The sequence below is a fragment of the Leptolyngbya sp. PL-A3 genome (genome assembly GCF_039962325.1).
Lineage (GTDB): Bacteria > Cyanobacteriota > Cyanobacteriia > Elainellales > Elainellaceae > Vacuolonema.
Window position 1 is genome coordinate 39082 of record NZ_JAMPLB010000003.1, and the last position, 22641, is coordinate 61722.

At 51.4% G+C, this 22641-nt stretch carries 20 protein-coding genes and 2 tRNA genes; 13 read left to right on the top strand and 9 right to left on the bottom strand.

The genetic code is table 11. The annotated features are described in order from the left end of the window. The first annotated feature begins 663 nt into the window (after positions 1-663). On the top strand, positions 664-1074 hold the full coding sequence (locus tag NDI52_RS03655; RefSeq protein WP_190773244.1) for an SgcJ/EcaC family oxidoreductase: 411 nt from the start codon (positions 664-666) through the stop codon (positions 1072-1074). A gap of 85 nt (positions 1075-1159) precedes the next feature. Here NDI52_RS03655 and NDI52_RS03660 read toward each other — a convergent pair whose 3' ends face one another. Both NDI52_RS03660 and NDI52_RS03665 read right to left on the bottom strand, forming a co-directional pair. Beyond that, entirely contained in the window at positions 1160-2521 is a 1362-nt protein-coding gene (locus NDI52_RS03660) for an MATE family efflux transporter (RefSeq protein ID WP_190789525.1), read from the bottom strand. A gap of 92 nt (positions 2522-2613) precedes the next feature. Continuing rightward, on the bottom strand, positions 2614-3810 hold the full coding sequence (locus NDI52_RS03665; RefSeq protein WP_190773241.1) for an aminotransferase class V-fold PLP-dependent enzyme: 1197 nt from the start codon (positions 3808-3810) through the stop codon (positions 2614-2616). A 322-nt stretch (positions 3811-4132) separates the two neighbouring features. Here NDI52_RS03665 and NDI52_RS03670 point away from each other — a divergent pair, with 322 nt between their 5' ends. The 3 genes from NDI52_RS03670 to NDI52_RS03680 all read left to right on the top strand — a co-directional run bounded on the left by NDI52_RS03670 (position 4133) and on the right by NDI52_RS03680 (position 6386). After that, a complete protein-coding gene (locus tag NDI52_RS03670) occupies positions 4133-5746 on the top strand; it encodes a TM0106 family RecB-like putative nuclease (RefSeq protein ID WP_347280081.1) in 1614 nt (537 codons plus the stop codon). A gap of 99 nt (positions 5747-5845) precedes the next feature. Beyond that, a tRNA-Asp gene (locus tag NDI52_RS03675) sits at positions 5846-5919 on the top strand. A gap of 393 nt (positions 5920-6312) precedes the next feature. Beyond that, a tRNA-Asp gene (locus NDI52_RS03680) sits at positions 6313-6386 on the top strand. A gap of 69 nt (positions 6387-6455) precedes the next feature. Here the strand turns inward: NDI52_RS03680 and NDI52_RS03685 are convergent. Then, positions 6456-6638 (bottom strand): hypothetical protein, encoded by a 183-nt coding sequence (locus NDI52_RS03685; RefSeq protein ID WP_190773918.1) that lies wholly within the window; start codon positions 6636-6638, stop codon positions 6456-6458. 147 nt (positions 6639-6785) lie between these two features. Between NDI52_RS03685 and NDI52_RS03690 the strand changes: the two genes are divergently transcribed. Together NDI52_RS03690 and lepB are read left to right on the top strand one after the other, a co-directional pair. Beyond that, positions 6786-7511, top strand: a complete 726-nt coding sequence (locus NDI52_RS03690; RefSeq protein ID WP_190789524.1) for an FAD-binding oxidoreductase — start codon at positions 6786-6788, stop codon at positions 7509-7511. A 182-nt stretch (positions 7512-7693) separates the two neighbouring features. Continuing rightward, positions 7694-8353 (top strand): signal peptidase I, encoded by a 660-nt coding sequence (lepB, locus tag NDI52_RS03695; protein ID WP_190773916.1) that lies wholly within the window; start codon positions 7694-7696, stop codon positions 8351-8353. A 70-nt stretch (positions 8354-8423) separates the two neighbouring features. Here lepB and NDI52_RS03700 read toward each other — a convergent pair whose 3' ends face one another. The 3 genes from NDI52_RS03700 to NDI52_RS03710 all read right to left on the bottom strand — a co-directional run bounded on the left by NDI52_RS03700 (position 8424) and on the right by NDI52_RS03710 (position 12177). Continuing rightward, positions 8424-8639, bottom strand: a complete 216-nt coding sequence (locus NDI52_RS03700) for an RNA-binding S4 domain-containing protein (RefSeq protein WP_190773915.1) — start codon at positions 8637-8639, stop codon at positions 8424-8426. Between the two features lie 277 nt (positions 8640-8916). After that, a complete protein-coding gene (locus NDI52_RS03705) occupies positions 8917-10473 on the bottom strand; it encodes an AAA family ATPase (RefSeq protein WP_190773914.1) in 1557 nt (518 codons plus the stop codon). Between the two features lie 585 nt (positions 10474-11058). Next, positions 11059-12177 carry an ATP-binding cassette domain-containing protein gene (locus NDI52_RS03710; RefSeq protein WP_190773924.1) on the bottom strand — a complete coding sequence of 373 codons (1119 nt, stop codon included), beginning with the start codon at positions 12175-12177 and terminating at the stop codon, positions 11059-11061. A gap of 221 nt (positions 12178-12398) precedes the next feature. Between NDI52_RS03710 and NDI52_RS03715 the strand changes: the two genes are divergently transcribed. The 4 genes from NDI52_RS03715 (at position 12399) to NDI52_RS03730 (ending at position 16485) form a co-directional block, all read left to right on the top strand. Beyond that, a complete protein-coding gene (locus tag NDI52_RS03715; protein ID WP_199308033.1) occupies positions 12399-14024 on the top strand; it encodes an iron ABC transporter permease in 1626 nt (541 codons plus the stop codon). Positions 14025-14070: 46 nt separating this feature from the next. Beyond that, positions 14071-14562: a pentapeptide repeat-containing protein gene (locus NDI52_RS03720; RefSeq protein WP_199308023.1), complete on the top strand. Its 492-nt coding sequence runs from the start codon at positions 14071-14073 to the stop codon at positions 14560-14562. 321 nt (positions 14563-14883) lie between these two features. Then, a complete protein-coding gene (locus tag NDI52_RS03725; protein WP_199308022.1) occupies positions 14884-15525 on the top strand; it encodes a pentapeptide repeat-containing protein in 642 nt (213 codons plus the stop codon). A 396-nt stretch (positions 15526-15921) separates the two neighbouring features. Next, positions 15922-16485 (top strand): phytochelatin synthase family protein, encoded by a 564-nt coding sequence (locus tag NDI52_RS03730; RefSeq protein WP_190773910.1) that lies wholly within the window; start codon positions 15922-15924, stop codon positions 16483-16485. A gap of 33 nt (positions 16486-16518) precedes the next feature. On the opposite strand, the gene NDI52_RS03735 is transcribed toward NDI52_RS03730, so the two are convergent. Further along, positions 16519-17280: a GDSL-type esterase/lipase family protein gene (locus NDI52_RS03735; protein ID WP_190773909.1), complete on the bottom strand. Its 762-nt coding sequence runs from the start codon at positions 17278-17280 to the stop codon at positions 16519-16521. Positions 17281-17713: 433 nt separating this feature from the next. Between NDI52_RS03735 and NDI52_RS03740 the strand changes: the two genes are divergently transcribed. Next, the gene (locus NDI52_RS03740; protein ID WP_190773908.1) at positions 17714-18169 is read left to right on the top strand and encodes a hypothetical protein; all 456 of its coding nucleotides are present in this window, start codon (positions 17714-17716) and stop codon (positions 18167-18169) included. A gap of 209 nt (positions 18170-18378) precedes the next feature. Here the strand turns inward: NDI52_RS03740 and NDI52_RS03745 are convergent, their stop codons facing one another. Continuing rightward, positions 18379-19890: a UbiD family decarboxylase gene (locus NDI52_RS03745; protein ID WP_190773923.1), complete on the bottom strand. Its 1512-nt coding sequence runs from the start codon at positions 19888-19890 to the stop codon at positions 18379-18381. Between the two features lie 233 nt (positions 19891-20123). Between NDI52_RS03745 and NDI52_RS03750 the strand changes: the two genes are divergently transcribed. Next, positions 20124-20600, top strand: a complete 477-nt coding sequence (locus tag NDI52_RS03750; protein WP_190773907.1) for a Dps family protein — start codon at positions 20124-20126, stop codon at positions 20598-20600. Positions 20601-20768: 168 nt separating this feature from the next. Continuing rightward, complete coding sequence (locus NDI52_RS03755) at positions 20769-21512, top strand: hypothetical protein (protein WP_190773906.1); 744 nt, start codon at positions 20769-20771, stop codon at positions 21510-21512. Positions 21513-21629: 117 nt separating this feature from the next. Here the strand turns inward: NDI52_RS03755 and NDI52_RS03760 are convergent, their stop codons facing one another. Next, positions 21630-22598, bottom strand: a complete 969-nt coding sequence (locus NDI52_RS03760; RefSeq protein ID WP_277874455.1) for a glutathione S-transferase family protein — start codon at positions 22596-22598, stop codon at positions 21630-21632. Between the last annotated feature and the right edge of the window lie 43 nt (positions 22599-22641).

Below are 22641 nucleotides of genomic sequence, written 5' to 3' on the forward strand. Positions count from 1 at the left end.
CTACCGAAGATCAACAAGCTAATGCATCTATCAAAAGAACTTACTGGATTAAATAAAACTACTTTTATAGCCATAGCTAATTGCAGAGTATGGTAGGCGCTTGAGTATTTACAATGCTCTGCAATTAGCCACGACTCTATAAAGAGATGTCGTCTATACTCATAGCTATTCTCGTTAAGATGAAAATGGCTAAAGCTATAAGCAAGCTATACAAAAAAAAGCTTTTCATGAAATGGATTGGCCTGCTTAGAAACTAAACTTTGAAAACAATATACAGCGCCTTGCGCTTGAGTCAGACACGGTTGTTTTTGTGAGAGCCGCGCGGAGCGCGGCTCTCACAAAAACAACCAGGTTTTAAGCGGTTGAAAAACGCTGTATTAGCTGAATCGAGTGATAAAAAGGAAGCTCTTAAATTTCCCAGAATGCAAAGTGTAACGTTAAGTCCACGTATCCATCGCTCATACTTGCGATAGACCCCGTAACAATTGGGTATCCGAGAATCCAGTTGTTAGAGCCGAAAAGTATGCCAATTTGACCATGCTCCGCCTGGGGCAATCCAGTAACGTTGAGATGCGCTGTTTGCTATTGAATGTTCTGTTCACCCGTGCTGTGTCAGCCGTAAGTATCTGCAAAACTTTCTACTCATTTTTGTAGAGGTGAGAAATGCTCGAAACTGATCGTATGCAGGCAATCCTCTTCCAGGCAAAAGAGTACTGGGTTCATAGCGATGTGGATCGCTTTTCGGATTTGTTTGTAGCAGAAGGCGAATTTATCCGTGAAGGGCATCACTGCAAAGGACGGGAAGCCATTCAGACAGCTTTTTCTGAACTGCTTAGTCAATTTGTAATCAAGCACATCGATATTCAAGACGTGCGCATTAATGGCAATACGGCTGTGATGGAGTGGGCCTGGGAAACCTTTGACAAGGATTCGGGCGATCGCCTCCAGAAACAGGAAGCGATCGCGGTCGATTTTGCAGAAGATGGTATTCAGCGCTGGCATGAGCGTACTGACTCTGAACAGCCGATCGATCCTAACCCTTCTCCCCAGGCTGAAGTATTTCAGGATGTCTGATGAACTCGTCGACAGAGCGTCTAGCGTATGGCATGCCTTGTGTGCTTATCCTTGTAAGCTCAGATAAGGTGTATGGCCCAGGGCATTAGACACTGACTTTATGCCAATGATGTTGGCGGAAGACGATAGCCAGGCTAATACTCCGTGCCATCCAATCGCACGTTGAACCGAGCCAAACTCCTACCAATCCCCAATGCAGCCCAAATACGAAAAATGCTGTGGCGATTAACCGCACGACCAGCCACCCAGATAGAGAAATGTAGAAAGCCGTACGGGTATTCCCGGCACCGCGAAGCGCTTGCTCCAGTACGATGCTTGCAGCCATAAAGGGTTGGGCCAGGGCGGCCACATAGAGGCAGGGAATGCCCATTTCTACAATGCGGGTGTCTTCTGTAAACAAGCCCAGAAGTTGTGCGGGAATGATCACGAAGACGAGGCCAAAGGAGCTGAGGAGGGCGATCGCCATCCCCATGGTGATCCAGCTCCCACGCTCCGCCTCTTCCAGTTTCCCGGCTCCCAGCCTTTGAGACACCACAGCCGCCACCGCAATGCCAAACCCATCTGCTGCTTCGTAACAGTGTTCCTCTAATCCCAACAGCGCCGCATGGGTGGCCATCGCAACACTGCCCAGCACACTAATGATGATGGTGAAACCCATATAGCCAATTCCGCGTGTTAGCCGTTCCCCCACAGCGGGTAGCGCTATATGGACGACTCGCTTCAGGGTCGCCAGCTCTGAGCCGTCATAGAATCGCTGCTTCATGTCCCTGCGTAGACTAAGCGTTGAGCGCGATCGCACCAATACCCCAATCAGCACAATGGCATTGAGCGTAATCGCAATTGCACTGCCCACGGCAGCCCCCCGCACTCCCAATTCGGGGAGACCTCCGTTACCGAAGATCAGCAGGTAGTTCAAGACAAGATTGACCAGATTCGCAGCGATCGCCACGAGAAACGGTGTGCGTGTGTTGCCTGACGCCTGTAGCATCGCGGCCGAAACCTCTGCCATTAAAAACATCGGCATCGCCAGAAACACAATCTGGATATACCCCCGCGCTGCCTCCCAAACCACCGGGGATAAATTTGGAAACAGATATTGAATGGCATCTAGCCCAAGCAGGCTGAATAGGGTGAAGAGTAGCCCTACAGCCGTAGCAAAGGCTAGGCTAACACGAGCTGTGGTAGTTGCCAGGGGGCGATCGCCTGCCCCTACGGCACGACCCACCAGGGCCACGGCTCCAATACTGAAGGCTGACAGTACCCCCGTTACACTCCAGATTAGGGGCTCACTGATGCGTAACGAAGCCAGGGCATCAGTGGAGTAGCGCCCCAGCATAATGCGATCGACAAGAAAAATGAGAGATTGAAGCCAGAGATGGGCGATCGCTGGAGACGCCAGCTTTAACACCACCCGATACAAAGGTGGTGACGGTAGAGACTGAGACAAGGGAAACGCCTTTTTGAGCAAACCTCCTGAGCCTAGCATTTGGAGGACTGGCCCATGAATGGTGGTGAAGGGCCACCATCAGCATGAGGAAACTAAGCGGCCAAAATTTCTCGCAACGCTTCCACCAACTGATCCAGCTCGGATTCTAGCGTGAGGTAGTGAACGCTAGCCCGAATGCAGTTGGGATGGCGAATGACCCGTACGAAGATGTTTCGGTCTTCTAAAGCCTGTACCACTGGGCCTGGATCGCGGTTTGCCGCCGTGAAAGACACAAGCCCTGCTTCCGGTGCCGTTGCCCGCAAACACGCAATGCCGTCTACGGTCTGAAGCTGTCGCCAGAGGTAACCGCTGAGCTGACAGATCCGGCTGAAGCGTTCTGCCGTTGTCCCCCAACGGTTGTGAAGGGCGATCGCCTCCCGCAACGCCGGAAGTAATGTGTAATCCGAAGTCGCCACTTCAAATCGTCGCCCATCCGGTAACCAGCCTGTGGGTTGTCCTTCAGGTGTTTGAGTAATGGCACGCCAGCCAACATAGGTGGGATGAATCACGTCCATCGCCTCAGGGCTGACATACAGCGCACCCAATCCTGCCGGGCCACAGAACCACTTATGCCCGGTGAAGGCATAGAAATCCACACCAGTATCCGCCAAACTCAAGGGCAGCACTCCAGCGGACTGGGCCGCATCCACCAGCACCCTCACAGGGCCGCGATCGCCTGGGTACTGATGGCATACCTCTACCATTTCCTTGAGGGGTAACACTTGGCCCGTATTCCATAGAATATGGCTCAGCACGACCATCCGGGTTTTAGGCGTTAACCCCTGCTGCAACCGTTCTACCGGCTCCCCAGTATTCAGGGTATCCAGCAGCGGAAAAGTTCTCGATTCAACCCCAAACCGTCGGCAGATTTCGTTGATAGCGGCCACAATGCCGGGATGCTCACAGTCGGACACCAGCACCTGATCCCCCGGCTGCCAGTCCAACCCCCAGAGGGGAATATTGCACCCGGTCGAAACAGCCTCGGTCAGTGTAATCGTAGTGGGGGAAACCTGAAGCTCTGTGGCGATCGCCCCCCGTGTCTCGCTCATCTGCTGAGTTTCCCACTGGCCAATTTTGCGGGAGAAGGGGCCATGCTCCTGGCCGTAGAGGTGTGCCTTCAGGAGAGCGTCGATCGCCCCTTGGGGCATTGGCCCCTGACCCCCATAGTTGAAATAACTCTTGTTCAGCAGGGCAGGAAAATGCTGACGGTGGTTCACCAGAGTCGAGCGAGCATCGAAAGTTTGGGTCATATGACGGTAGAAAAGAGGCTACGAATTACCGTACATAGCCTGTGTACCTATTTATGTTAGACCCCAGAGGGAGTTCACTCTGTCCCTTCCCCGTAGCCTCCCTCGAAAAAGCCCTTAACCCGAATTCAAGTTAAATACAAGGTATAAATGTCGGATTTAAGGCACAACAGTTACAATAACGGGAAATCGGGTTAGAGTCTTAATTAAGAATCACACCGAGACTGTCTCTTCAACGGGTTTCTCATGGCTTCGTTCCGCTTCGTCCATTGTCCAGTGCTTAGGCTCACGAGGAAACAACCTCGCTGCCTCAGCATGGAGGATTGTGTCCGCTAGCCCTTACCCATTACGGCGACAGGAGGCTGAGGACAATAGCTCTGCCTCCCCGATTCCACTGCCCACTCCCCGTCATAATCTTTTTCCAGATGGTGTGCGCCAGCCTCAGCCCACCGACCTCTGGATTACTGACGATCTACTATTTGACTTTCAACGCTGCCATCGTCGGGCATACCTGAACGTTTACGGCGATCTTCAACATCGCGACCCCCCCAGTGACTATCTCAAGAAATTGCGTCAGGATAGTCTGGCCCATCAGGTTGCGGTTCTCGGCTCCGAAGGGACACGGCAACCCCAATATCCTCAGGGAGATTGGTGGGCGGGGGCGATCGCAACGCTCGACCTAATGCGTCAGGGGGTTGAGCGCATTGCCCGAGGCGTGCTGTTGATGGAGCATGAACCCGGCATCTGGCTCGTTAGTATTCCTGACCTTCTCATCAAACAGCCTGGCCCCTCTGCGTTTGGAGACTGGCACTACGTCCCTAGCGACATTCGTTTGGGCAAGCGGCCCAAGCTCGACTACCAGCTGACGTCGGCTTATCATGCCTATGTTCTGGCGCAGGTTCAGGAGGCCTGGTCAGCAGAGAGCTGGCTGGTGCTGCGTCAACGGGGGGCCTATGCCGTCTATGTGGCCGAACTGCTGCCTCAGATGCGGGAGATTTTAGATAGCTGCGTCGCAATGCTGCAATTGCAGCAGGAACCGGAAGTCTTTATTGCCCATAATCGCTGTGACCTCTGCCACTGGTTTAGCCATTGCTACGAGCAGGCTGAGCAAGAAGCTCACCTTTCGCTTCTTCCAGGGGTTACTCCTAGTCGTTTCCAGTACCTTCGCAATCTTCAACTCACAACCCTTGAGGCGTTGGCTACAACCTTACCTCGGCGGTTAGAATCGCTTCCCGGCTTTGGCACCCAGGTCGCCTATCGTCTGATCCAGCAGGCCCGTGCTGCCATCCAAAATCGTGCCCTCCCCCGGCCTTTGTTCCCCGGTGAGGAGCCGCAGCTTTTACTCACTCCCAGAGAGCTACCCACTGCTCCTATCGAGCTTTATTTCGATATTGAGGCCGCCCCTGAGCAAAATCTGGTGTACCTCCACGGTGTCCTGGTGGCCGATCGCACGGACAATACTGAAGCCTTCTATCCCCTGATGGCAGACCACCCTAACGAGGAAGGGATTGTCTGGGAGCAATTTTTGGCTCTTATGGAGATGTATCCCGATGCTCCGGTTTACCACTTCTGCCCGTTTGAAGTACAGACGGTGCGACGTCTAGGGGCTCAATACAGCACTCCCTCTCAGCAGATTGAGTCGATTCTTGATCGATTTGTGGATTTGCATGAGCGAATTACCCGAGTGGCGGTGCTGCCCGTAGAGAGCTATGCTCTGAAGTCGATCGCCCGTTGGGTTGGCTTTGACTGGCGTGATGCGGATGCGAACGGTGCCCAGTCTATCTTCTGGTACGCCGAATGGCGGCGAACGGGCGATCGCGCCTTCCGCGATGCCATCCTGCGCTACAACGAAGATGATTGCCTTGCCACCTTCCACGTTAAAAACTGGCTCATCGACTTCATTCAAGCCAATCCCTACCCTACCTTTGAGAAGCTATAACGCTGGAAAAGGCAGAGCCTAAGAAATTTTCAAAAAATGTTTGACAAAACACACGCTCATCGGCACAATAGAAATTGTGCCAAATGAAGCACACCGCAAGGGACTGTAGTTCAATTGGTTAGAGCACCGCCCTGTCACGGCGGAAGTTGCGGGTTCGAGCCCCGTCAGTCCCGTTCCTTGAACTCAATTTCTACAAGACAGAAGTGGCTAGCACGTTGTGCTAGCCGCTTCTGTCTTGTAGAAATGCTGCTGGATGCCAGGAGTGGGAGCACTGCTCTCTCACGCCTGATATCCCAGCTAGCGCGACAAAGGCTATAAATAGCCATGAGTAATCTTTCAGCAATTCTCAGTATGGGCCTCAAAGCCAAGAGTTCACGCCCGTAGGGCGTGAACTCTTGGCTTTGAGGCCCGAAAACCGCGCGCCTTCGGCGCGCGGTTTTCGGGCCTGATTTCAAAATGAGAATTGCTGGTAATCTTTGAAATTAGTTGAATACTGTCGCTATTGTTTGATATGCTGATTATCCGAAGCGTTCTGAACGACTTGTTGAGGGCGCAGCGGGCAGTCTGGGACTGTAGTTCAATTGGTTAGAGCACCGCCCTGTCACGGCGGAAGTTGCGGGTTCGAGCCCCGTCAGTCCCGTTCTCTAAACCCACATTAAACGAGCTTTTTGTGCCGTTTAGGCACAAAAGCACTCATTTCATAGGCTTTTTAGATAGGTTGGCATTTGCCAGCACGGATTAAACCTACGCGGCGGGCGAACGCCTCGCTCTGGGACGCGAATGGGCCCCATCGTTCTGTTCCCTCCTCCAGGGTTTGACCAACCTCGACTGCGACAATCTCGCAAGAGCCTTCCGGGCGCTTTACCACATACCAACCTGTTGTGTCGTTCATAGGGTGTGCTTCAAAAGAAGGATTTAAACGGAAAATCAATCGTTTCCCCGTGCCAAAACCTTATCAAAAGCAGCGGTGTCCAGGCTACAATGTCTCCTCGTGAATTGTTGAGCCAGAAATTTGCGGAGCCTGTTTTGCAGGCGTGCCATGTACGGCAAGGAGACTATGCAGAGCTACGAAGTATTACGTCCATCCCAACCGATGGATTGCTGGGCAACGGTTGTGGCCTCTACCCAGCTTTCTCCCACCATCAAATCAATTCGGTTGCGGCTCCATGATCAATCCTTCCGATTTTTGCCAGGACAGGCAATATGGCCCAAGTTTGAGCGAGACGGTAAACAGTTCACCAAAATTTATTCCATCTCATCGTCCCCGTCTCAGTGCCCAGAAGTGGAGTTATGTGTTTCACGGGTGGGTTGGAGTTCGGCCTATATTCAGGATTTGGAGCCCGGGGATACAATCTCGGTGCGGGGTCCCTATGGGATGATGACTCTGGCAGAGTGCCCCGATCGCCCTCGTCTCTATATTGCCGAGGGATCTGGCATCGCCCCTGTCAAGAGCCATATCGAATGGTTAGCGGAGCAGCGGTTTAGCCGCCCAGTCTGGTTAATTCAGGCCAATCCTGAGACGCCGGATTGCTTGCCTTATGCAGATGTGTGGCGATCGCTCCAACAAACCTGGGCCACCTTCCACTACATCGAAGTGCTGAACAGCCCGGTGGAGTCAGTGCTCTCGAAACTGCCGCTTAACCTGCATATTGCGGATATCGATATTTGTGCGGTAGGCGATCGCGTCTCTCAGTTACAGGATGCCGTACTCTCTCTGGGAGCATCCTGGGCACAAGTTCGTGCAGAAAAGTTCGTGGCCTTTTAGTACCCCTGCCCTTTGCCCTTGGGTGCATCCCACTTTTGCAAGTTTGGAAACCCACTTACAAAGTGGGATGCACCCCTTGTCCTTTTGGTCATGAAGCGACCAAAAGGGCAACCGAGGGTTGTTCAGCCTATTGTTGTGAGCGATCGCCTAAAATCAATAAGCACGTTCCGACAGAAAACTCTATGGCTGCGAATCCCTCACCTCAAACCGAATCCACTTCTACTCAGGCAAGTGCCAGCAAGGCTCCTGAAGCAGGGTTTTGGCGATCGCAGCAGGAGAATATTCGATTTCTGGTCATTGCCCTGGCTTTGGCCCTGGTAATTCGTATCTTTATTGCAGAGCCGAGGTTTATTCCATCTGACTCGATGGTGCCGACGTTGGCCGTGGGCGATCGCCTGGTCGTTGAGAAGGTGTCCTATCGGCTTCGGCCCCCGGCTCATGGCGATATTGTTGTGTTCCATCCTCCGGCTGTGCTGGAGGAGCTGGGCTATGGGCAAGACCAGGCGTTTATTAAGCGCATTATTGGGGAACCAGGCGATATTTTGGAGGTGCGGGGTGGCCAGGTGGTGCTGAACGGGCAACCCCTGCAGGAGAATTACATTGCTGCTCCTCCCGACTACATACTGCCCCCAATTCATGTCCCAGAAGGTGCATATTTCGTGATGGGGGATAATCGTAACAACAGCAACGACTCTCATGTATGGGGCTTTCTCCCACGGCCCAATATTATTGGGCGAGCTGTTTTTCGGTTTTATCCGTTCTCTCGCCTTGGCTCGATTTCTCTATCGGGGAGAAATGCTGGAGTGGATGCTGCTCCTTCGGTGAAGTCTGAGGTTTCTTAATGTTCATACCCTGAGCAGGCGAAGCCCCAGTACGGGACAAAACCGCTAAAACCCATCCACTCATCCACTTCTACGGGTTGTCTGGGTCGTCTTCGACGAGAATAGTTTCGCCATAGACGGTAACGCGATCGCCTACCACTAACTTGCGTCCTCGGCGGGTTTCTATTTCTCCGTTAACCATCACTTCTCCAGACTGAATCAAGAGCTTAGCCTCGCCTCCCGTTTGTACAACTTGTGAGAGTTTGAGGAATTGATCCAGTTTGATGGTTTCTTGAGGTGTTGTCATAGCAGACAGGAATTAACAGCACTCTTCATTGTGCCGTATGGATTGCTACCACCTATTCTGTTCAGTAGAAAGCTACTTAACCTGAGTTCGGGTTAAGGGCGTTTTCGAGTGCCGCGCAACGCGCGGCACTCGAAAACGCTCATTTTGGCGTGCGCAAAGCGCACGCCAAAATGAGCACTTCAGCTTATCCCGAACTGAGGTTACTTAACCATTTTGACGTGCGCGAAGCGCACGTCAAAATGGGTGTTCTCGAGAACACCCTTACCCCAAACTGGCATTATCGAACGCTGACGAAGCGTTCCTGGGCGATCGCCCGCAGATTGTCCACTTCCTCCCGGCGTGATACTGAGAGAGGGATAGTGGATTTGATGGTCTGTAATAGCAGGGGGGTATCGAGGGGTTGATTCAGGTGTAGCGCATGGTACAGAGCGGAAATAACAGCCTGTTCAATCTCCGCACCGCTGAATCCCTCTAATGCTTGTACCAGAGCCGGAAAGTCGAATTGGCGGGGAACCTGCTTCCGCCGCAGTAAGTGGGCTTGTAGAATGACGCCTCGCTCCTGCTCATTGGGTAAATCGACAAAAAAGACTTCATCAAAACGGCCCTTACGCAGCAGCTCAGGAGGCACCTGGGATAGGTCGTTGGCGGTTGCTACGACAAAAACTTCCTGAGATTTTTCCTGCATCCAGGTGAGTAAGGAGCCAAACAGGCGGCGGCTCAAGCCTCCATCCGCATCCCCGCCACTGGCACTGGTGGTAAAGCTCTTCTCGATTTCGTCAATCCATAAGACGGCAGGGGCCATGGTTTCTGCTAGGGCGACCGCTTGCCGAAAGTTCTTTTCGGATTCGCCCACATATTTGTCGTAGAGGCGACCCGCGTCTAGCTTGAGCAATGGCAATTTCCAGGATTGGGCAATGGTTTTGGCGGCCAGAGATTTGCCACAGCCCTGGATCCCTACAATCAAAATGCCTTTGGGTGGGGTTAAATTGAGCTCGATAGCTCGGGGGCTAAAGCCGACTTTGGCGCGATCGAGCCAGCGCTTGAGCCCTGCAAATCCTCCCAGGTTGAGCGGGCGATCGTCCACGGGGAAATACTCCAGCACGCCCCCTTCCCGAATCATTTGGGCTTTGCGGTAGAGAATTTTGGCGATGTCGTCGATCGTCAGTTTGCCGTCCTCCATGGCTGCGTAGGCGATCGCCTGACGTGCCTGCTTTAAGGTCATTCCCGCCAGTGCCTTCACGAGGGATTGCAGCTCTAACTCAATAGGTTCGGACTGAAGACGATTTTTCGCTTTGAGCGCGCGGATAACTTCTAGAACGACCTGATATAGTTCATCCTGCCCCGGTAGTTTTAAGTCAAAGTACACGGCATCGTGGGCAATTTCGGGGGGGAGTTTAACGCTATCTCCCGATACCACTAGAGCCGAAGCTTTCTGCGCAAACTGCTGCGTTAACTCTCGAAATTGCCGCACGAGTACGGGGTCGTTGTCTAAATGCTTGCCAAAGTCCTTGAGCCAGAACACCCCTTTCACTGTGTTTTCTTCAACTTGCTTTAAGGCTTTTAGAGGATCATCCGTGCCTTCAAAAGCCGTAGGGCGTTGGGTCGGTGGGGCGTATTCGTTCACCCAATTAGAGCTGGAGCCGGGCGATCGCACCAATCCCTGGGTCGAGCTCCATTCAAACAGGGTTAGCTTCATTTCCCCAGTTACCGTTTGCAGTAGCGTTTGTACCCGCTCCTCCTCAACGGTTTCAATCACAATCAGTGGGTGAAACGACATCAGCAGGGTTTGAATGTTGCGAATGCTGCTGCTCAGGGGCGTTGTGGAAGATGGCATGGGGGAATTTGGATGCGACTACCATCAGAATTCCCACTCTTATAAGGAAATTCCGTAACGCGTTTGCTGATTTATAGCGCTGTGCACGTTGATTAAGTACGGTGGTGTGGGGCACTTCGTGCCCCACACCACCGTTGCTGTACTTAACGCACTTGCACATCGCTATAGAACTAGAGCAGAGACGGGAGAAGAGCTGCCTGGAATGAAAGCCTGTTGCAAGATANGGGGAATTTGGATGCGACTACCATCAGAATTCCCACTCTTATAAGGAAATTCCGTAACGCGTTTGCTGATTTATAGCGCTGTGCACGTTGATTAAGTACGGTGGTGTGGGGCACTTCGTGCCCCACACCACCGTTGCTGTACTTAACGCACTTGCACATCGCTATATTCCCGTTGTTAATGAGGGCAAAGCACCCATGCGCAAAGAGGCTTTATTGCATTGCAATAAAGCCTCTTTGCTGGGGTATATACAGCGCTTTGCGCTTGAATCAACCCCGGTTGTTTTTGTGAGAGCCGCACGGAGTGCGGCTCTCACAAAAACAACCACATTTTAAGCGCTTGAAAAGCGCTGTACAGCGATCGCTATCTGATCGGGGCGGCTACAGCATCCACAACGGAGACTTCGTCTGGGAAGAAGCGGAGGATGGCGTTGCTGAAGTTAAGGCTGACCCTTGTACCCACGGGGATTTGAGTGCGGGTGGAGGTACGAGCATAAAGAAGTTGGCCAGAGAGAGTTTCTAAGGTGTAGCGATATTCGCGGCCCAGGAATTGGCGATCGCGCACGACTACAGCCCCTGCTTCATCCACCACGGGGACCACGTCTTCCTGGCGAATCATTAACTCACCGGAGCGAGTCGCGTGGTGGTCATCCGTCCACAGGACATTGCAGGCACACTGCACCAGAGCGGTGCCAAAGGTGCCTAGCTCGGTTTCCCATACCTGGCCTTTCTGGTTGGCTTTAAGGAAGTTTGCCTGAGTCACAAACTCGGCGACGAAGCGGGATGTGGGCTCGTGATAAAGGCTTTCGGGGGTGCCGTGTTGTTCCATGTGCCCGGTTCGCATGACGGCAACCTGGTCGGCGATCGCCATCGCCTCCTCCTGGTCATGGGTGACGAAGACCGCTGAGGTACCCGTTGCCTTCAACACATCCCGGATTTCCTGACGCAGTGCCACGCGTACCTGTACATCCAGGTTGCTCAGAGGCTCATCGAGCAACACCAGGCTGGGGCGGGGAGCCAGGGCGCGAGCCAGAGCCACCCGTTGCTGCTGGCCGCCCGAAAGCTCGTGGGGGTAGCGAGATTGAAAGCCTTGTAAGCCAATCAGGGCTAGAGCTTCTGAAACGCGCTCTTGGATGGTGGCTTTGCTGAGTCGTTGCAGCCCAAAGGCGAGATTCTCGGCTACCGTCAGGTGAGGAAACAGGGCAAAGTCTTGAAACACCATGCCGACGGATCGTCGCTCCGGAGGGACATGATGGTGGGTGCCGCAAACCGGAGTACCGTCGATGACAATGCGTCCCTGCTGCGGGGTTTCGAATCCGGCAATGAGCCGTAGCAGCGTCGTCTTACCGCAACCCGATGGCCCCAGGAGGGCAAGGATATCCCCCGCTGCCAGATTTAGGCTAACATCAGCCACGGCGGGAGACGGGCAACCAGAAAACTGATGGGAAACCCCCTCCAGAGACAAAATTGAGGCCATAGAAATTTCGGATGCGTCAGGTTTGTAATAGTTGACTACGGGCAAGTCTTAACTGATACCATAACGAAGTTGACTCACTTATTGCGATTAAAGTTCAATAAAGAGGCTCCAATTTCGACCTGCGACTCGCCAGTACTTCCCATTTTTCCTATCATCGCATGAGATCTGCCCAAACTTCTTCCCCGAAATCTCCTCCTTCTCTGCTGAATCTTGTTTTCAGTAAGGGGATGGCCCAGGGCTGGTCTGTGCTGGTAGGAGCGATCGCCCTCCTGATCCTCTCCCCTGTGCTGGTAGTGATGGCAGGGCTTTTCACCCCGCAAGTGGAGGTATGGCAGCATTTAGCAGAAACGGTCTTAGCCCGCTATATCCTCAATTCTCTGCTACTGATGGTTGGAGTGGGGATCGGTGTTGTGGGTTTAGGGGTATCTACGGCCTGGTTCGTGACGATGTGCCACTTTCCAGGGCGACGCTGGTTGGAATGGGCGTTGCTGCTACCCATGGCAGCTCCAGCTTACATTCTGGCGTTTACCTACACTGAGTTTCTGGAGTACTACGGCCCTGTGCAGTCAGGTCTACGATTCCTGTTTGGCTGGAAGGCCGCGAGTGAATATTGGTTTCCGAATATTCGCTCGTTGGGAGGGGCGATCGCGCTGCTTACCCTGGTGCTGTATCCCTACGTCTACTTGCTAACCCGGGTGGCGTTTTTGGAGCAATCGAACCGCACCCTGGAAGCCAGCCGTACGTTGGGTTGTAACCCCTGGCAAAGTTTTTGGCGGGTAGCATTACCGTTGGCGCGTCCGGCGATCGCCGCTGGTACGGCCCTGACGTTGATGGAGACCCTGAGCGACTTTGGCACCGTTCAGTATTTCAGCGTCGATACATTTACGACTGGGATTTACCGCACCTGGTTTGGCATGGGTGAACGGATTGCAGCGACCCAACTGGCTGCGCTACTGCTGCTGTTCGTGCTGTGCCTGATCTGGCTGGAGCAATGGTTTCGGCGTCGAGGACGGTATTACCAGACGGGCTATCGTACCGTTCCCACCCGTTACCGTTTGCAGGGATGGCGCAAGTGGGTTACTTGGTTCACCTGTCTGAGCCCGATCGCCCTTGGATTTGTGCTTCCGGCGATTCTGCTGTTGCAGATGGGGTTGCGCCATAGCAATAAGATTACGGATGAGCGCTTGTGGCAGTATGCCCGCAATAGCTTGATCCTGGCAGGATTGGCCGCGGTGCTGGCGGGGGCGATCGCCCTGCTGTTGGCCTATGGCTTGCGGCTACATCCCCATCGCCCTATGCAAGCTTCAGTCCGGTTGGCTTCTATGGGCTATGCTATCCCTGGTTCGGTCATCGCTGTTGGCATTCTGGTGCCTCTAGGCGCTTTTGATAATGCTCTGGATGCGTGGATGCGTCAGACGTTTGGCATCTCTACCGGATTGCTGTTAAGTGGTACTATTGTCGCGCTCATTTTTGCTTACCTGGTTCGTTTTTTGGCGATCGCCTTTAACTCTGTCGAAGCCAGCCTCGGCCGGATCAAGCCCAGCTTGGATGATGCCTCCCGTTCCCTGGGCTACAGTCCTGCTGCAACCCTCCGCCGAGTTCATGTGCCGCTGATGAGCGGGGGCCTCATCACCGCCATCCTGCTGGTCTTTGTGGATGTGATGAAGGAACTTCCTGCAACGATCATCATTCGCCCATTCAACTTCGATACCCTGGCTATTCGGGCTTACCAACTTGCCTCCGATGAGCGTTTAGCAGAGGCAGCATTTCCGGCTCTGGCGGTGGTGTTGGTGGGGATGGTTCCGGTGATTTTACTCAGCCGCCAGATTTACCGTTCTGGGGCTGAGTCTTGAATCTTGTGCTATGTCTAACGTTTTTATTTACGAAAAGAACAGAACAATGTCTCATCGCGTTTTGACTGCTCTTATGCTGACGGGTTGCCTGACCCTCCTGAGTGCCTGCGGGAAAACAGACCCCCGTGAGGATTTTCTGAAAACTCGACAGTGTGCGGAGTGTGACCTGAAAGGCCAGGATTTCAATGGTCAGGATCTCAGCGGAGCATTGCTCAATAAAGCTGATTTAAGCGGATCGGATCTCAGCAGTGCTAACCTCTCTTCTGCTTTGCTCGACCATGCCAACCTCAGCGGTAGTAATTTAAGTGGGGCTGTGCTAGAAAAAGCGGCTATGACAGGGGCTAACTTAAGCGGAGCCGACCTCAGTGGTACCAGCCTCCAGGGTGCGTATCTGCGAACTGCAGATTTGACGAATGCTAACCTCACCGATGCCAATCTATCTGAAGCCGATCTCAGCGCGGCAAAGCTGGATGGAGCAAAGCTGAATGGGGCAAATCTCAAGGGCGCCCTGATGCCAGATGAAACCGTTCATCCCTAATGACAACAGAATTTGGCTGTTGCTAAATAAATCTATGAAAAAGGATGTGAAACTACAGTTCCACATCCTTTTTCATAAATCCATGCATTCATGTCGTGTGGTGGGTTTTACCTGCAACAACGGGTGTGAATGTGTACGTCCTGTGAATGTTAATGGACGCTGGAAGTTACCTCTATGGAATGGGGTTGCCATGTTGTTGCTGCTTTATGGTGAGTACTATTCGCAGTAAATAAAGCTTCAGCGGATGTTTGCAAGCTCACCTTTTCAAAGTCCCTTCAAACAACCTCTGAATCTCTTATCTAAAAGGGCAGGATGGCAGACATGGACGTTAAAGAATTGAAGCAAAAATATGCGGCTGGAGAACGGGATTTCAGTATCGCTGATTTGAGAGGGGCTGAGCTGGAAGGTATTGACCTCAGCGGTGCCGTCCTTCACGGTGCCATCCTGGATGGTGCGAACTTAATTCAGGCAAATTTGACGGAAGCACATTTGGGAGGCGCAACTCTGAAGGGCGCAAACCTGACTGAAGCGAATTTGAGTGATGCAGACTTGAGCGATGCGATTCTCGATGGCGCGATTTTGGAAGGTGCCATTCTCGATCGCACGATTCTGAATCAGGCCGATTTGAAAACCGCTGTTTTGGATCGGGCCAGTCTTAGCGATGCTGATTTGAGTGAGGCTGATTTGACCAAAGCGGATTTGACTGAAGCTGATCTCAGCAAAGCGGATTTACAAGCTGCTGCCCTGGATAAAGCCAGTCTAAATGATGCCGATTTGAGTGGAGCCAAGCTCGTGGGAGCGCGTTTAGTTGAAGCGGATTTGACGGGGGCCGATCTAACAGTCGCCGATCTCCAAGATGCAGACCTGACGCAAGCTGCTTTGGACGAAGCAGATTTGAGCGGTGCCATTCTAGAGAATACGACGCTGGAAGGTACTGTTTTAGAGACTGACTCTACAACTTGAATATGCAGTCGTGTGGTCAGCCATTCTCGTTTTGAATTGAAGCCTGAAAATAGCCCGCCTTCGGCGGGCTATTTTCAGGCTTCAAAGCCGAGAGTTCATCGTGAGAATTGCTGTCGTGGGGTGCATTGCGCTGCACACCTGGATAGTATGTTTTTTAACCGGATCTCTTGTTAGAAGTAGGGCTTACACAAACCCGCTATATTTAATGCCTGTTTGTTGTGTGTGATGTGCGAAGCACACTACACACAACAAACAGGCGTAAATTTCGGGAAGGTGAGAAAAAATAAACTTTTCTGTAAAAAGATTGGTTAGATTGGTAGGAATTTTGGATAGGAAAATTCTATTTCCCTATCCAAAATTCCTACCAACTTAGTATGGGACTGCGAATAGTTCTATATGTCAACGGATCTAACCTCTATTAAATTATTGGAATTTCAACAACCATTGCGATGTTGTAATGTGACAGCGATCGCCTACGCCTTTAGTGCTCTGGGCCACTCCACGACGGTTGATGACATTTTTTACGTCACCCGTATTCCACTTCATTCCGTACTGGATGACGGCATGACCCTGGCAGAGACCTTTGATACCTGCCTCAAATATGTTGAGAAAATGGGATTGCCGATATCGGTTCGGATTGAGCACTGTGATCAACCTGCCCTGACCCTGGAGGTTTTTACTCAGGAAATTGAGCAGGCGATCGCCGACCACACTGACATTCACATTCTCAATTTTAATACTCGCATCGCTCACAAGAACCCCAATTTAGAAGGGGGCCACTTCGCGCTACTCGCGGATTACAACTCGTTGACCCAGATTGTCACCGTCGCAGACACCAACCCTAAGCGATATACACGATTTTGGAACTGTGCGATCGCTCAACTTTATCAAGCTTGCGTAGATAAAGATCCATGTGCTGAGCGATCGCGCGGCTTCATTGCCCTTAAGAAGCTCGATTAAATGGCCTTGCTGAATACCGCAACGCTATTCGCCTTATACAACAGCCATCTGGCGGCCAGGTTCCCAATCATAACCGCAGTCCCAGGCCAGGAAATCCTCAAATAGCGAGGCATATCCAGCAGAATTGGGATGCAAGCCATCAGCGGAGAGGCGAGACTGCCACCAGCGATCGCCCCGTTGCTTCCACAACTCAAAAATATCCAGGTAAGGAATCTGTCGAGCTTCACAGGCTAAACGAGTTGCTTCTTTATAGCGATATTGATCGTCGTGGGTGTAATACAGAATCCCGGCAAAGGGCATGCGTAGTTCGTCCACGGGTGTCATGCCGACAAAGATGACCGGGCAGAGGCGCTGTGCCCGGCTGAGCAGTTCCCCGAGGTCGTTCTCAAAATCATCAAAGGCTGTGAAGTTTCGTCCAGTAGGCCGGCCCACACGGGCAGAGTCGTTTGTGCCAACGGACAGGATAATGCAATCGGGTACGCGATGACGTAATTCGCCCCGCTTACTAAACTCGTCCTCTAACCGTTGCAATACCTGCCGCACCCCATCGCCTCGGATCCCCAGGTTGTACACCACATGTCCGGGCGTGTCGGGCATCATCCAGCGCCGCCGCAACCGCTCGACCCAGCCACCGCCTTCAGGATCACCAAAGCCATAAACCAGGCTGTCTCCCAGCGCAATCAATCGTAAAGGATTAGACGGATCGGCCTGCCGTAGGGTAATCTGACCACGACCTGTAGAGTGATGGCTGGCAAGACTAGAGGGTAACGGAGCAGGCGACACGGATGGAGACATGGTTGCTAAAAGCGAAGATTTGTATCGTTTTTTGCATTTGAAGGGAATGTATCACTCTCTTGCAATATTTGCAATTTGTTACAGGCCACACTTTACATAGGATAACTATTTACTCCTTGCTAAAGGAAAATTATGGGTTATCTTATGCATTCCCCCGTTCAGGGTGAAAGGGTTTTGGGGAATTGCGGTTTGGTGGAGTGGTGCCTGTAATGGAGGAATTGGGATTTGTCACATAACTGTAGAGGTCGTGATGATCTTTACAGAGCGCTCGCCTAAGAATCCGCACAAACAGATCTAGGGTGCATTAGAAAGTCAACCGTTTCCAGTAAAACTTAAAGTCTTTAAATTAGAGTGCCCCGATCGGGTTATCTTCCAAACCTGCCAGTGGGGAGTGGTCCCTCATCCTCAGATATAGAACACTATCCTGATTGCCATGTTGCGAGAACTCAAAGCCCGGATCCCTGACTTCTCTCTTCTAGAACTGCGTCTCCTCAAAATAGGCGCTCGATTTGAGCAAGAGATTGAAGGGGTTGAAACCTATTTCAAACAGCCGGAAGGACAGGTGTTGAAAATTGTGGAGGACAACACAGGTACCTACCTGCTGCAACTTCAAGCGCAAGATGGAGGTTTTGTGATTTTGGAAGAGCGATCGGTTTCAGATCCCTTTCCCATCAGTCTTCAGCTAACTCAGGAATATGGTATTCGCCGGATTCTGAAGAAACGCCGTCGTCTCTACCACTTCCGCCAATACACCATCGATATGAGTTTGATTGATGATGTAGGAGACTTCATTATTCTCGTCAGCGAAACCCCAATGGAAGCCGACATGGAGCAAATTCTGGGGATGTCGGATCCGGAGTATATTCGGGTGCCGTTCAGCGAGTTGTAAGTGGGATTGCTAGTAGGCTGCGGCCTAAGTTCGCAACCTATGTTTTGTGTGGGGTGCTTCGCACCCCACACAAAACATAGGTGATGGATTTCTGCCTCAGCGTACTAGTCTCGGTGGTGCTGTCCTAGACATGTGGATGGTTATGAGAAGGAACTTCGCGTCCCTTCTCATAACCACACTTTTGAAGCATGACCGTGTTCCTATTTCTGTTAACGAATGTCGTAACCAAATAGGTTGGGATCAACGTCGTCGAGTTTCAAGTCAGCCAGCCCGTATTCAGCCCAACGGCGAGTGACTAGTTCAGCCGTGGCGGGATCAGGCTTCAGTTCTTCATTCCAGGGGCGATCGGTTTCGGGATATACCTTAGTCGTGGCATCGATCCCCATCTTGCTACCCAGACCTGCTCGCTCTGTCGCAAAATCCAAACGATCGAATGGATTATCGGGCAGGATGAACACGTCTCGCGCCGGGTCTACCTTGGAGGTTACGGCCCACATGACCTGACGGGGATCACGAACGTTGATTTCCTTATCCACCACAATGACAAACTTCGTATAGGTGAACTGAGGCAGTGCACTCCAAAAGGCCATGGCTGCTCGTCGTGCCTGACCAGGATAGGCTTTGTCGATGGAGAGGATAGCGGCTTTGTAGCTCAATCCTTCCATTGGCAGGAAGAAGTCAACGATTTCGGGTACCTGTTGGCGCAGGATGGGGTTGTAGATGCGGTTGAGGGCGATCGCCATCATCGCATCCTCTTTGGGTGGCCGACCACTGAAGGTCGTCATATAAATCGGATTTTTACGGTGGGTCATGCAGTGGAAGCGGATCAACGGGGCTTCCTCGTTGACGCCACCATAGAAACCCATGTGATCCCCGGCTGGGCCATCAACAGCAGTCTCACCAGGAGTAATCGTCCCTTCCAACACGAACTCTGCATCTGCTGGGACTTCCAGATCCACCGTTTTGCACTTGGCCAGGTGAACCCCTTCGCCACCATATAACCCGGCAAAGAGCCATTCGGAGAGGTCAATGGGCAAGGGAGTAGCAGCGGCCATGATGACGAGGGGATCAACACCGATAGCCATTGCCACTTCCAATTTCTCGCCCCGCTCAGCGGCCTTACGCAAATGCCGAGTTGCCCCCCGCACAGAGAGCCACTGCACCGTCATGGTATTTTTGCTCTGCAACTGGAGGCGATACACCCCGACGTTGACAATTTTGGATTCGGGGTCTTTGGTAATCATTAGCCCCAGGGTTAGCACTCGCTCAGCATCGCCAGGGTAGACCTTGAGCAGGGGAAGCTTGGTTAAATCTACGTCGTCTCCTTTGAGGACAACTTGCTGGCAGGGTGGCAGGAAATCTCGATTGGGTTTGGCCTTGATCACGTCAAATAGCACTTTCCCCAACTCCACCGCCTGGGAAATTTTCTTAGGAGGGCGAGGTTGATACAAAATCGCCAGTTTTTTGCCCAGTCCTTCTAAATCTTCGGGCTTCTCCATGTTCATCGACCAGCAGACGCGTTCGACGGTGCCCATAACGTTGATTGCCAGAGGATGCGCTGCTCCCTTTACGTTCTCAAATAGCAGCGCTGGGCCTCCTCCCTGCATAAGCCGATTGCTGATCTCAGCAATTTCTAATTCCGGGTCTACCGGAACGGTAATGCGCCGCAATTGGCCGCGCTGTTCAAGGAGCTTGAGGAATCCCCGCAGATCTCGTGGCATGGTGAAGAACTGTAAACCATCTTTCTCATTATCGGGGATGAGGGGATGGGGTGGGGCGATCGCTTGAGCAAAACCGAAAACTCTTGTGTTCGTTGTTCGGGCGCGAAAAGTCCGAACAACGAACACAAGAGTTTTTAGAGCCCAATCCGCAAACATCTATCTAACGGTACTATCGGCAAGGGCTACTTTACCAACTAAGGTGGAATTATTATCGGACAAGGAGATACCTCAAAATGCAGGCTATGCCCATCAATATCGGAATCGAAGAGAATGCTCGTCAAGAGATTGCTCAAGGGCTCTCCCGACTCCTGGCAGATACCTATACGCTCTATTTAAAAACCCATAATTTTCACTGGAATGTGACCGGGCCGATGTTCCAAACATTGCATTTGATGTTTGAGACGCAATATACCGAACTAGCACTGGCAGTAGATCTCATAGCCGAACGAATTCGTGCCCTTGGCTTCCCGGCTCCGGGCACCTATCAAGAATTTACGAACCTCTCATCTATCAGCGAGGAGGCGGGCGTACCCCCAGCAGAGGAAATGATTCGCAAGTTGGTAGAAGGTCAGGAAGCAGTAGTTCGCACGGCACGATCCATTTTCCCAACTGTGGAGCAGGCGAACGATGAGCCGACTGCGGATTTGCTCACCCAGCGGATGCAGGTGCATGAGAAAACTGCGTGGATGCTGCGGAGCTTGTTAGGTTAAGGTTTCTATATTTCTAACTCTGCTTAGTTCCAAACCCCTGGTATTACCGGGGGTTTTAGATTTGTTAGAATAATATATGGTATTCAAAAAAGCTTTTCTCGTGTCATCACGTAAGTTATGTAAAGTGAATATAGATAAATCCGACCCAGAAATTACGAACTAGAGAAGATGTTTGAAGGCCAAGTAGTATTTCAGGGTAACTTTTCTGGATTAGTATTCGAACCAACTGAAATTCAATATCCAGACAAGGATGTTGTAGGTGTTACTATTGCATCCTCTATTGTGCAAGGACTAACTTTAATAGTCAAAATTAAAAATCAAAATAGTCGTGATTTTGCGCTTCTTAAGGCTGAAGAAGTTGCTTTTGAACTAATAAAGCTCATCGCTTTTCAATTTAGTTCGTTTCACCAAGTGACTAGAAAAGAAGTAGTAGAGTTTTCAGCGAATAAAACTTCTGAAATTGTTGCTGGGAGCTCAGAACTCAATCAACAGTTTCACACTAGAGTGATTGGAAGTTGCCTACTTTCAGCAGCAGCACTCAAGCCTCTGAGAGCACTACTGGAGAGGAGAGATAATCCTAACTACATGTATTATGACTTCTTCTACTTTGCTATTGGCCTAGAAGATCCACTCGCTCAATTCATGGCTTTATACAATATAATTCTTTCACTTAAGGGAGATAAGCAAGAGCAAGTAGACAAATTTGTTATTACTAAACAACCCAATATACATACTAACCTTCCATTCTATTCAAGAAAATCAGGTATGCCTGAAACGATTTATACGAAGTTGCGAAATCAGATAGGGCACTCCCGCTCGGGAACTACAGTTCAAAGTACTAGAGAAGCAATGAGAAAAAATTTGCCTGGATTGATTGAAGTCGTAAGAGAAGTTATTAGAACTAGCATGTAAGACTTATAAAGTTTATAGCTGAAATTGGATAATCACTTAGAGCTATACAACGTAGGTTGGAGATTAGATTTTACTTCGTCCAATTCAATCTCCAACTTACGTATTCAGAAAGAGTTGCTAATGGTAAAGGCGATCGCGCCCATGTTCACGATCCAGATCCATCACCGGACCTAGTGGAACAATTCCATGAGGATTCACGCCCGGATGGCTGCGGTAATAGTGTTGCTTGATGTGATCCAGATTGCAGGTTTCCTTAACACCAGGGGTTTGGTAAATATCCCGCAGGTAACCAGACAAATTGGGATAATCCCAAATGTGGCGCAGGTTGCATTTGAAGTGAACATAGTAGACCGGGTCAAAGCGAAGCAGCGTCGTAAACATGCAAACGTCTGCTTCCGTTAACTGGTTGCCGCAGAGGTAGCGTTGTTTGCCCAACACCTGATCCCAATGATCTAGCGCTTCAAAAAGTTCGGTAACGGCTTCTTCGTAAGCCTCTTGTTTAACAGCAAATCCGGCGCGGTAAACCCCGTTGTTAATTGGCTGGTAAATGGCATCGATGGTTTCATCAATGCTCTGGCGTAAGTCTTTGGGATACAAGTCCACATCGGGTTTTGCGAACTCGCTAAACTCGGTGTCGAAGATACGAATAATTTCGCGAGACTCGTTATTAACGATGGTGCCTGTCTGCTTGTCCCAGAGAATAGGAACGGTGACGCGCCCAGTATAACTGGGCTCTGCTTTGATGTAGAGATCACGGAGATACTGTGCTCCATTCACATCATCAGAAATGGCACCCGGATAATCTGAGAAGAACCACCCATCATCCCCCATAAACGGATCGACAATGGAAACGGTGATGATGTCGGTAAGCCCTTTAAGCGATCGCATAATCAATGTACGATGTGCCCAAGGACACGCGAGAGAAACGTAGAGGTGATAGCGATCGCGCTCCGCTTTATACCCACTTGAACCATCGGCAGTGATGTGATGACGAAAGGTTGTGGAAGGACGAACGAACCGTCCTTGTTTGTCTTCTTGTTCACGTTTGGATGTCCATTTGCCATCCACCAGCATTCCCAGGGCCATAGATCTTCTCGGCTTACATCATCTTTACAGTAGGACGGAAAGG